The organism is Chitinophaga cymbidii (genome assembly GCF_007992715.1).
Classification (GTDB): Bacteria; Bacteroidota; Bacteroidia; order Chitinophagales; family Chitinophagaceae; genus Chitinophaga; species Chitinophaga cymbidii.
In genome coordinates, this window is sequence record NZ_BKAU01000001.1 from 333,205 (window position 1) to 344,731 (window position 11,527).

Consider the following 11,527-nt stretch of genomic DNA (forward strand, 5'->3'; position numbering starts at 1 on the left):
GATAAGATCATTGGTTTAACAGGGAAGCGCTGTCCTTGTCCAGGTACAGCACCGCGTTCTGATGTGTTCTGAGAATGGTCGCCGGATATATTTCCGTAATGCTGCTTTGCAGGGTATGCATGACGGCCTGCGCTTTCGTAGGACCGGGCACCATGCAGAAGATATAACGTCCACGCATCAACGCGGGAACGGTCAGCGTCAGCGCATGTTCCGGCACCTGATCCAGCGTGGCAAAACATCCGTCGTTCACCTGCTGTTGCCGGCAGGCTTCATCCAGCGTTACTTTTTTTACCAGTACAGGGTCTGCAAAATCCGCCACATGCGGGTCGTTGAACGCAATATGACTGTTTTCCCCGATGCCCATGCACACCACATCCGGCTTGTGCTTTTCCAGCAATACCGCGTATCTGTTGCATTCTTCATCCGCCGAAGCGGCATTGCCGTGGATGTAATTTACAACATTGAAGGGAAGTTTTCCGAAGATCCTTTCTTCCAGGAACCGGCCAAAACGCTGCGGGGCCGCATCATCCAGTCCCACGTACTCATCCATATGAAAAGCGTTCACACGCTTCCAGTCAATGTCCGGCTCCTGCGTCAGCGCGGCCAGGAATTCGTTCTGCGAAGGCGCCGCGGCGAAGATGATGTTCACTGCGTCCTGTTCCGCCAGCAGCGAGCGAATGCGCACGGCGGCCTGCTTAGCGGCGGAAGTGCCCATCAGCTGCCTGTTATCGTATATTTCATGTTTCATGCTTCCAGAATTTTTTGCGGGTACCGTGAATACACGATCCTGCCGTTCACAATGGTCGTATCAATATTGATCTGTTCGTCGAAGATCACCACATCGGCGTCCTTGCCGGGAACGAGGCTCCCTTTCTGCGCGCTGACGCCCATAATGTTCGCGGGCGTAGCGGTGATCATGGTCACAGCGTCCGTCAGCGGTACGCCGGCAATGGAAATCATGTTATACACCAGGCGGTCCGCCGTGGCAACGCTACCGGCAAAGGCGCTGCGGTCGGGGAGCTTGGCCACGCCATCTTCCACGATCACTTTGGTGCCGGAGCGGTAATGCCCCAGCATGCTTTCTCCCGGCGGCATGCCCGAAGCACGCATGGCATCTGTGATGAGCGCGGTGCGCGCGGGGCCTTTGAGCTTGTACACCAGCTTCATCAGCGGCGGCGGCAGATGTATCCCGTCGGCAATGATCTCCACGTCCATGCCATCGATCAGGTAAGCGCTTTCTATCACGCCGGCATAGCGGAATGCATTGCGGCGCGTTACGCCGGACATGGCGGAATAAAGATGCGTGATCAGCGAATAACCCTGTTCATAGGCTTCGAGCACTTCTTCGTAAATGGCATCCGTATGCGCCACAGCGGCCAGCACGCCTTTCGAGCGGAGATAACGGCCAAATTCCAGCGCGCCTTCTAGCTCGGGAGCGGCACTCCAGCGGCTGATCACATTGGATTTGGACAATATCTCCCGGTACTCCGCAGGATCAGGTTTCCGGATATACCGTTTGTCCTGCGCCCCACGCTGGCTCATGGCAAAATACGGCCCTTCGATGTGCATGCCCAGGAACTGGCTGCCGTTCCTGTTTTGCGCATGCGCCTGCTCATAGATCGCCAGTGTATGCAGCAGGTCTTCCTTCTCACAGGTCAGTGTGGTGGGCACCATGGCTGTAGTGCCGTACCGCGCATGCGTGCGGGCGATCTCGAGGAAAGCGTCCACGCTTCCATCCATAAAATCATGCCCTCCGCCGCCATGCACGTGAATATCAATAAAACCCGGCGCAATATATTTCCCTTCCGCGTCAATCGCCACTGTTCCGGGCGCGTCCATATCTTCCGCACTCACCGCGGTGATCTTGCCGTTGCTGATCAACAGCGTGCCACCGGGTATGATGCGGTTGGGTGTAACAATATTGCCGTTATATATTTTCAGATTCGGTCTCATACTTCTACTTTATCCAACGTTTCACACGGTGGCCTATAAATGCGTAATAGATCAGGTACAGGTAACAGGGAAATAACACCCAGTATGCGGCGCGTACATCATACAAATCCGCGAAATAGCCGTATACAAGCGGGAGCAGCGCGTTCCCGCAAAGCCCCATGATCAGGATCGAAGCGCCCAGCTTGGTGAACTTGCCCAGACCGTCCAGCGCCAGCGGCCATATGCCCGCCCACACCAGCGAATTGGCAAGCCCGAGCAGCACCACGAACCAGATAGAGATGTCTGTCGTATGCCCAAGGAAGTTGATCTGCCCCTCTGTAAAAACGATCAGCAGCGTAAATATCCCGCCCAGGATGGTACACAGCCGGAGCGCATTTACCTGGCTGATATATTTCGGAATGCAGATGATGCCGAGCACATACCCGCAGATGGTGGCAGTGAGGGTGTAAGACGGGAATACCTTTGCTTCCAGCAATTGTATGTTCATAGAACCGGCGTAACCGATGATCGTGTCGATGGCGATCACCTGCGTGCCTACATGCAGGAAGATAGCCAGTGCGCCGAGGATCAGGTGCGGGAACTGAAAAATGCTGGTCTTCGTTGAATTGGCCGTAGCCGTCTCGGGACTTTCCTGTTCCGTATCGATCTCCGGCAGCGGCGAAAACCGCACTACCAGTCCCAGGCCGAACAATACAACGGCCATCGTTGCATATGGCAGGATCACACGCCGTATCAGCTGGTCCAGCGCTTCACTCCTTTCGAGGTCGGACATTAACGGCAGCTGTTTGAACAACTCGTTGTCCGTGGCTTTCAGCACCACCGCCGCAAAGATGATCGGCGCCAGGATGCCGGCGGCCTTGTTGCAGATCCCCATAATGCTGATCCGCTGCGCCGCTCTTTCTTTCGGGCCGAGGATGGTGATATAGGGATTGGCGGCGGTTTGAAGGATCGCCAGTCCTACGCCCAGCAGGAACAGGCCGATCAGGAAAATTTCGTAGGTGCGTGTGAGTGCCGCCGGCACAAAAATGAACGCGCCGATGGCCATCACCCAGAAACCCGTCATCATACCGCGTTTGAACCCGATCGCCTTTAGCAGGTAAGATGAGGGAACGGACATGATGAAGTAAGAAATATAAAATGCGAAGGTGACAAGGTAGGATTGAAAATTCGTCAACTCGCAGGCGATCTTGAAATAGGGAATGAGGATCGCATTCACCCAGCTCACAAAACCGAAAATAAAAAATAACAAACCGATGATCAGGATGGAAATAAATGTATCACGTTTCGTCAAAAGGCTTACATCTATGACTGCTGCTGCGGATTTTTTCATCTTTGTTGTTTAAACGTTTAGACTGCCGGCTCCCAACCTGGTTCGTACGTACGGCTCCAGTATTTCATCGCTTCCGGATCATTGAGGATGTGGCCTGTTTTCGGATCGATGTTCAGCGTACGGCCGGTGCGCTGCGCGATATTGCCGAGCTGTACCAGCAAAGTGCTCTGGTGGCCGCTGAGGATATCGGAGTGCAGCGATGATCCCTTACGGATGGCATCGAAGAAATTATTGATGTGCAGGGCGTCGAGCTGCTCTGAGGGGTTCATGTTGTTGCGCGCGTCGATCACTACATCATTTTTAACGGCCTTTATCACCTTGTTTTTCAGGTCATAGATGGTGTAGCTGTTGCCACCGTCTATTACGAGCGTTCCATCTTCGCCATAAAAAGCAACGCCTACGCTGCTGCCTTCCACGTTGCGGCCATTGCAGCTGCGGCCTTCCCAGCTGATGAAAGTGTTGTTATCAAATTCCAGGTTGATGATCTGCGTATCAGGCGTCTGCCAGTCGTCCTGGTAACGGTAACGCCCACCCGAAGAATTCACGCGAACGGGATAATCCACACCAAGGCCCCAGCGTGCGAGGTCTACCATGTGGGTGCCGTTGTTCAGCGCTTCACCGGTGCCCCAGTTCCAGAACCAGTGCCAATTATAGTGAACGATGTTGTCGCGGAACTGCTCGCGGGGCGCGGGGCCCTGCCAGAGGTCGAAGTTCAGCCAGGAAGGAACGGCCGTTTCTTTTCCTTTGCCGATGGATGCGCGGTTGTTGGTATACCATGTTTTTGCAAAATACGGCCTGCCGATCACGCCGGCTTTCAGTTCGCGGATAGCCTCCATCACGTTCGGCCAGGAACGGCGCTGGTTGCCCATCTGCATCACCTTGCCATATTTTTTTGTGGCGGCGATCAGCATCTCGCCTTCGTTGGGATTGTGGCTGCAGGGTTTTTCGAGGTACACGTGCTTTCCCGCTTTGGCGGCCAGCAGCGCGGCCGGTGCATGCCAGTGGTCCGGCGCTGCTACGATGAGCGCATCCACCGCTTTGTCTTCCAGCGCTTTGCGGAAGTCCGGCGCGGCCTGCGGGCGTTTTTTCTGGATCTTCTCCACCGCCACAATGAATTTATCTGATGCCCTGCTGTCCACATCACACGAATACAAAACTTCACAATTGGGCTGTTTGGCAAAATTGCAGCCTACCGCCATACCGCGGCTGTTGACTCCCATACTGGCTACCCTGATGCGATCGTTGGCGCCGATGATGCCTGCATAACTGCGGGCGCTGACGCCGGGGAGAATACCGCCGATAGAAACCGCGGCCGCGCCTTTCAACGCTTTCTTAACAAAATCTCTGCGTGAGTTTTCCATGTTGTAAAATTTTATTTGCGTTTTGCTTTTTCCATGATCTCTGCAAGCGTTACACTGGCGCCGTTCCTGCGTTTGCTTTCATCCGCAGCTTCCATAAAGGCGAATATTTCCAGCGTTTCCTCCCGGCTAACGGGGGGCTTGCCTGTTTTAAAGAAGGTGATGATCTCCGCGAGCAGCGCCTCGTAACCCTGAAAGGGACCGAGCACTGCATTTCCCGTTTCCCCGTAGGCCGTGCCCCCGAAGTCGTATTTCCCCGAGCGCTTGCCGCGGAAAGTACCGATCCTGTTGTCATCCCAGGTGCCCACCACTACGTCCGTATCCGGCGTATGCACGCGGATCACGCTTTTGCAACCCGTGCCCATCACGGTATACAGCGTTTCCACACCATGAATGCCATACCAGAAGAAATCCGGATGGGTAGGCTCGATATTGGCGGGACAATAAGTGTCCGCACCGATCACCTTTCCGATCTTGCCGGCTACCACGTCCTTTGCACTGCTCATGAAGCGAAGGGAAGAGGAAGAGAACACCGGCACCTTATATTTTTCCGCCGCATCGTAAATGGCGATCGCATCACTAAGGGAGGCGGCGACAGGTTTATCGATGAACACCGGCTTGCCGGCTTTCAGCACGGGCAGCGCCTGTTCGAGATGCAGGCGGCCATCGTTGGTTTCCAGCAACACCACGTCCACTTTTTGCAGCAGGGCGCTGATGGAATCCACGATCTCCACACCGAGGGCGGACACGTCTTTAATGTATCCCGGTATTCTTTTTACCGATGACTCAATGTCGTTGCTGCCTTTTGGATAGGCGGCCACTACCCTGTAACCCGCGAACTCCGGCTTTGGCGTTGCGGCATTCAGCGCTTTTGTAAAAGCCACGCTGTGCGAAGTATCCAGCCCAATGATGCCTACCCGCCCCTGTGAGGGTGCGCTTCCGGCAGGCAAAGCGGACAGCGGGCCGGTGATACCCAGTCCAATGCCAGCCATGGCAGCTTGTTTCAAAAATGTCCGGCGTTGATAATGTTTCCCCATATGAATAATTTTATCTGGTTTCCGTGCACGTACCCGAAATTGTACATTTTCTTTGGTAAATCAAAACCACTTGTCAAAAAAATTGTATGCTGTCCGAATCGCTGTTAAATCCGGAGTATCTATGTTCATCCTGCAAAAAACCGCAGCACCTGTCCTATCATATTATCAGACAACCTGTTGATCTCGGCAGGCGTTTGAAACTCCAGTTGCTGCGGTGCGTTGTATAGCTGATATATTTCTTCCACATTGTTCATCGTCCGGCGCACTGCTTGTGCATCCGCATGCCTGTCCAGCGAAGGCGCAATAACGAGCAGCTTGCGCGGCGCTATGCAGGACAATATCTCTCCGAAATCCACCGGCGCCTCGCCGGGCTTTTCCGCATACCCGCGCAGCGCCGGCAAAAATCCATGCAGATCGGAATAAGTACGCAGGCTTTCATATTGCCGGTTACTGCTCCGCCAGGGAGAAAATGCCGCCACTGCCGCAACGCCGGCGATCCTTTCGTCTTCCGCCGCGGCCATCAATCCTACACTCCCGCCAATGGTATTCCCCAAAACGTATATCCGTTGATGATCGATATCATCAAAACCCGTTAACGCATCTACGCAAGCCTTTACATCATTCACCATCTTCCCCATCTTCGACCATTGCGGATAACGTTCATAAAAATATTTCCCTTCTTCAATGCGTGTTCCAAAGCCCAGCATGTCGATCGCCAGCACAGCATACCCTTTTTCGATCAGCTTCCGGAAGAGCTTGCTGTTACCGTTGCCGCCGTCTTTATTATACCCAAAAGCAAATCCATGCGCGTATGCATATTGATGCAGGTAGATAATGACGGGCATCTTTTTATGCGCGGCGGTATCAGCCGGGCAATACAACATGCCGCTCAGGTGATCGCCCATGGAATTGTACGGGGTAAGATGAATGATCCTGGCGCCGGGCACCTGCGGCCTTCCGGTGATGCTGCTGATCCAGTCCTGCCGGGAAGGCAGGCCGGGCGTGATCCTGGCGGGACAAACACCCGGGGGCTCTTCTCCCAACAGCCATTGCAGGTTGTGCAGTATCCGCTGTTTGTCCGGCTTAAACGCGGTAGTATCGCTGTAGCGCGCGGAGAGGAACACCGGCTTTACCGGCGGGCGTTCTGCGGGAGTGCCGGTATTGGCGTAATACAATACGTTCTCCCAATGCAGCTTCCGGCGGGAAAAGCGGTCGTCCAGGAAATCCAGGCAACGTTCCAGGTCGCGCGTGGTTACGGCATGTTCGCCCATCCGGGGAAAGACGCCGATGTTGTCTGCTTTTCCTAAAAAATCATATACTTTTTTTACGGACTGATAGCATTGCTCATTGGCCCAGGGGTTGAGCTGGCGTTCCACGATCGAGTAATGCATGAGCAGCGCTCTCGGTGCAATGAGCGACAGCAGCAGGTTCTGATCCACCGGCAACCGGTCTTCCCGCCCGAAGAAAAACCGCAGGCGCGGATGGAACCAGTGTGCGGCATTGGCGCAGATATCGTCGATCGTCTGGTTACAATATTGCGGATCGCTGTAGCGGAATGGCGTGATCCCCCCGGTGCCGCAACTGCTGGTGACCACAGCGGCGATCCGGTCATCAAAAGCGGCTGCCCAGAGGGACTGTTTGCCGTTGCGGGAATGACCGGTGACCGCGATCCTGGCGGTGTCTATTTCTTTACGGGTGAACAGGTAATCCACCACCCGCGAAGCCCCCCAGGCCCGGCGCATCAACAGTGAAAAATCGTATTCCGGGTACAGCGCCTGGTAAGCCTCCGTATCGTCCATCCCGTCAGCCGCGGCATATACGCAGGTAATGTAACCGCGCCGCAGCGCAAGCTGCGCCCAGCTGCGGTGGGTCCATTGCGTCATATACACCGGCCGCGCGCCCGCACCTGGCGGGATCATCAGCTCCAGCGTCATGCGCGCCCTGCCTTGCGGCCCGAACTGCAACCTGATCATCTGCACCCGTACTTTTCCTTCCATCCTGTCTGACAATACCTGCGCCTTTACATTACCCGGCGCGGGCGGAATACTGCCGGACACCCAATGCTGAAATTCCTTTTTGATCCAGTCGCGCCGCGCGTTCCAGGCTTCGCGTGTGCTGATCTTCCTGCCCTTTTCATCCAACAAAGGCTCCGGCAAAAAAGGATGCGAAGGCATGTTATCAAAATCCGGCGGCAATTCTCCCGTTCTTGCCTGCCAGTCCTTCCAGGTGCTATCCAGCAAGGAAACACGGCGGCTGATGGGGAAGCGGTGCTCGTTGGGCGTATTGATGGACAATATCTCTTCAAGGAATTTCTTTCGTTTGTCCGTAACAGTTTGCGCCCGCAGGCTGCCCGCGGAGATGAGCAATAAGAGTAAAATAAATACACCGCCCGCCCGCGGCATATCGATCTGTGCAGCCATGTTCCGCCTATCAGCATACTTGTAAAAAACCGCTTCGTTACCTGTCATCCCGGTTTGTTTTGATGAATACCTGTTTGGAATTACCACGCGGCAACCGCACGATCAGCCGGCCTTCTTCGTGACGGGTTTCCTTGTCCCATTCCGGCACCGCTTCCACCGTACCGCCCGCGGCATCATACACCACGAGATACAATACCTCCGGCAGATTGTGCAGCGAAATACGGAAACCTTCCTTCGTCACCTGCAACGTCACTGCGGCCTGTTCTCCCTTATCATTCAGCAACCGTACAGAATCTGAAACGGACGGCCGCGTGATGATCATCGCGCCAACTTTATCATTCGTCATTGTTTCACCGAAGCGGAGCGCGCTGTTCAGCTTCACGGGCACAACGGCGCCTTCACGTAAGAACACGGGTATCGACTGCAGCGAAACTGCCAGCTCCGCGCGGGCCGGCATGACCTTTCCCGTCCACATGTCCGTCCATTTCCCTGCCGGGAAAACAATGGTGCGCACCGTATCCTCCCGCATCACCGGCGCAACGAGCATATCCCGGCCAAACATGTACTGATCGGCATTGGCATGCAGATCCTTATCCGCGGGGAAAGCCACGGCCATCGCGCGCATGATGGGAATGCCGGTGTGGTGCGCATCAGCGGCGGCGTTATAAATATACTCCTGCAGGTTCTGACGCACCCACACAAATTTTTTGTAATTCTCCACCGCCGCATCGCCGTATTCCCAGGGCTCGCGGGGTTCACGGCCGTGGCAGCGCATCAGCGGGCTGAAGCAGGAGAATTGCGTCCACCGCATGTACACGGCCGGTTCAGACCAGCCGCGGAATCCTCCGAGGTCGCTGCCCCAGTTGGAGAAGCCCCCGGCGCAGAGATTCAACGCGCCTGTCAACGAACCCCGCAGCCCGTCGAAGTTACAACGTACATCCCCTCCGAATTGCGCGGCCCATTGCTGCGTACCGGGCGACGCTGCTCTTCCGAACAATATAAAGTCATTTCCCCTTCTTTCTTTAAAAACGTTATGGTAAGTTCTGTGATAATCGTACGAATACCGGTTGTGCATTTCATCGCCCTTCGTTCCATCATAAAAAACAGCATCCTCCGGCACCCTGTCCCCAAAGTCTATCATGCTTCCCGCCACGCCCAGGTCCAGCCGCAGCTTCCACCAGCGGCGGGAAAGCTCCATCGCATCCGGATGGCTGAAATCCACATAACCGATGTCCCGCGACGGAAGATCCCGCGGATTCGCTTTCAATAAGGGAAGCGCATCCACCTTCCGCCCCGGAAACAAAGCCCGTTGCTGCTTTTCGGGAATGGACGAATAATGCCAGGAAAGCACTTTGATATCCCTTGGCGCCATGAAACTGTGCAGCTCCGGCATGTTGGAGCCGATGCCTTCCGCGTAAATGGCGGTATGCGGAATGTCCAGCTCCGCAAAACGTTTGGTCACGCGCTGCTGTTCCGCAACGGGATCTTTCAGCGGCGTGTTCAGCCAGCGCCTGCCGGTACGGCCCATCCAGGTGCCAAAGGCCCATTTCGGCGGCAGCAGCGGTTTTCCGGTGAGGCTGGTATAGGAACGTAATGCTTCTTCCGGTGTTTCCGTCCAGAAATAATAATCGAAAACAGGGCCGTGCTGCGTCAGGCGGTAGCGGGCTTTTTGCTGTTTGCCGATGTCCGCCCGCAGGCGGTAGGAAGAGTTGTTGAAAACCATGTAGCCGCGCGAGCTATGGAACACGGGCACCGGTTTGTAGGATTCGTTCTTCAGGCCCACGGTAAGGCCCGTCCAGTCGTCCGCGCCCCAGAGCGTGAGTACATTGTCCACTTGCGAAAAACGGTCGTTCTTCTCTCCGAAACCGAAGATCACTTCGCCGGGTTGCAGAGCGCTGCGGCTGTCTGTTGCTATAAACGCCTGGCCTGAAACAAAGCGGTTGGGCAGCCCGTTCTCACCGTCATTCGCGGCGAGAACCGAACCGGAAGCATCCGCAGCATCTCCGGAAAAAATAAATCGTATATCCTTCAACGATACCACATGCTTCACTACGCCTGCCTGATCCTTCAACGAGATCGTTGCATTTGTTTTGGATATATCGATGGAGCCGCCTGCATATCTTACCTGCATGCCGCCAGCAGACGGCACAGCTTGCAGCGGCAGCAGCCCCGAAGGTCTGAAAAACCCTTCCCTGCCGGCCAGCAGGCGAACGCCGCCGGTTTCGGGAAGGGAGAGATAAAAAAGGACAGGATGACCGGATGCCGCGCACCGGATGCTGATTCGTTTATCCTCCACTGTTATATCCTCCACCGCATCAACAGCCATCCATTTATCCTGCAAAATGTTACCGGGCGAGCCGTCTGCGAACCAGCGGCGGGACAAACTGTTCAACTCCCGCAGATAAGTATCGAGCAGCTGCCCGGCAGTTTTGATATCATTGTTTAATAAAGCCTTGTTGACTTTCCGGCGTATCTCGAACGCGAACATGTTCACTTCCGGCAGGCCGCCGGTGGTGCTGCCGAAGTTGAAACCTTCCAGCAGCAAGAGGTCCATCCAGTGCTGCGTGAGCCGGATGCGCTGCTGGATATTTTTTGCACCGGTCGGCTGATCAAGCTGCTGCTGCATTTTCCATATCTCCTCCATGATGCCCCGATTGGGGTATATCAATGAAACCGGGCGGTTCCAGCGGAGGGCGCCGGAAGGCAAGGCGTCCAGCGTAGCGCTTGCCTGCTCTACGGACGCCCGTTTGCCTAACCGGCTGTGAATATAAAGATCGTCCGCCGCACGTTCCGTGAAGTCAAGCGCAACGGGACTGCTCACTTCCGCTTCGCGCCAGCGCGTTCTGATCGGAATAAGGCCGAAAGTGCCGGCAGGCTTGCCGCCGATGGTCTTCCACGGAATGCGCATTGTCACCGTCCATGTCTTTTCCGCTTTCTGTACATCCGCTTTAAAATTCTCTATTACGCCGGACTTCGCGGTGGCTTTCTCATCGGTAAAACCCTGGGCCTGCGTTATCACTTTTGCGTATTGCCTTCCAAAGCTTTGCCCGTCCTTCGTCACAGCGAAATGGTAATACGCCGGCCGGCCGATCTCCGGCGTGATGTACAGGTCTACCTTATCCGGGAACGCGGCATCCTGGTCTGTGGGTTGCCCCAGGGTTGCGTACCAGTCTACCTGGTGACTTACAGCCGGAAAGGAAAGAAAATGCTCGGTGCAGCTGAACTGCACGTACAAGGTATCATTCGTGTACGTTATTTTGCAGGCCGTTGGCGTAGCTGGTCTGTTCTCGCCGCCGGCCCTGTAAAATTCTTTCAAAGTCACTCCCTTCGCGGGAATGGTGATGGCGGTAACGCCCCATTTTTGTTTTTGCTCCTGTCCGTATGCCAGCTGCATCGTCAGCAGCAGCACAGTTAAAATCCTTTTCATCA

7 protein-coding genes are annotated in these 11,527 nt (G+C 55.2%); all 7 read right to left on the bottom strand.

Features of this window, described 5'->3' with window-relative positions; genetic code table 11:
* Positions 1-7: 7 nt before the first annotated feature.
* Positions 8-748 carry a glucosamine-6-phosphate deaminase gene (locus tag CCY01nite_RS01335; RefSeq protein WP_222614291.1) on the bottom strand — a complete coding sequence of 247 codons (741 nt, stop codon included), beginning with the start codon at positions 746-748 and terminating at the stop codon, positions 8-10.
* Positions 745-1,953, bottom strand: a complete 1,209-nt coding sequence (gene nagA / locus CCY01nite_RS01340; protein WP_146857505.1) for an N-acetylglucosamine-6-phosphate deacetylase — start codon at positions 1,951-1,953, stop codon at positions 745-747. Before nagA ends, CCY01nite_RS01335 begins: the two co-directional genes overlap by 4 nt.
* A gap of 4 nt (positions 1,954-1,957) precedes the next feature.
* The gene (locus tag CCY01nite_RS01345) at positions 1,958-3,283 is read right to left on the bottom strand and encodes a sugar MFS transporter (protein WP_146857506.1); all 1,326 of its coding nucleotides are present in this window, start codon (positions 3,281-3,283) and stop codon (positions 1,958-1,960) included.
* A gap of 17 nt (positions 3,284-3,300) precedes the next feature.
* A complete protein-coding gene (locus CCY01nite_RS01350; RefSeq protein WP_146857507.1) occupies positions 3,301-4,644 on the bottom strand; it encodes a Gfo/Idh/MocA family protein in 1,344 nt (447 codons plus the stop codon).
* Between the two features lie 11 nt (positions 4,645-4,655).
* A complete protein-coding gene (locus CCY01nite_RS01355) occupies positions 4,656-5,633 on the bottom strand; it encodes a Gfo/Idh/MocA family protein (protein ID WP_246129817.1) in 978 nt (325 codons plus the stop codon).
* A 170-nt stretch (positions 5,634-5,803) separates the two neighbouring features.
* Positions 5,804-8,098 carry an alpha/beta fold hydrolase gene (locus CCY01nite_RS01360; protein WP_186830841.1) on the bottom strand — a complete coding sequence of 765 codons (2,295 nt, stop codon included), beginning with the start codon at positions 8,096-8,098 and terminating at the stop codon, positions 5,804-5,806.
* A 37-nt stretch (positions 8,099-8,135) separates the two neighbouring features.
* Positions 8,136-11,525, bottom strand: coding sequence for a TIM-barrel domain-containing protein (locus tag CCY01nite_RS01365; RefSeq protein WP_186830842.1), 3,390 nt, complete (start codon positions 11,523-11,525; stop codon positions 8,136-8,138).
* Between the last annotated feature and the right edge of the window lie 2 nt (positions 11,526-11,527).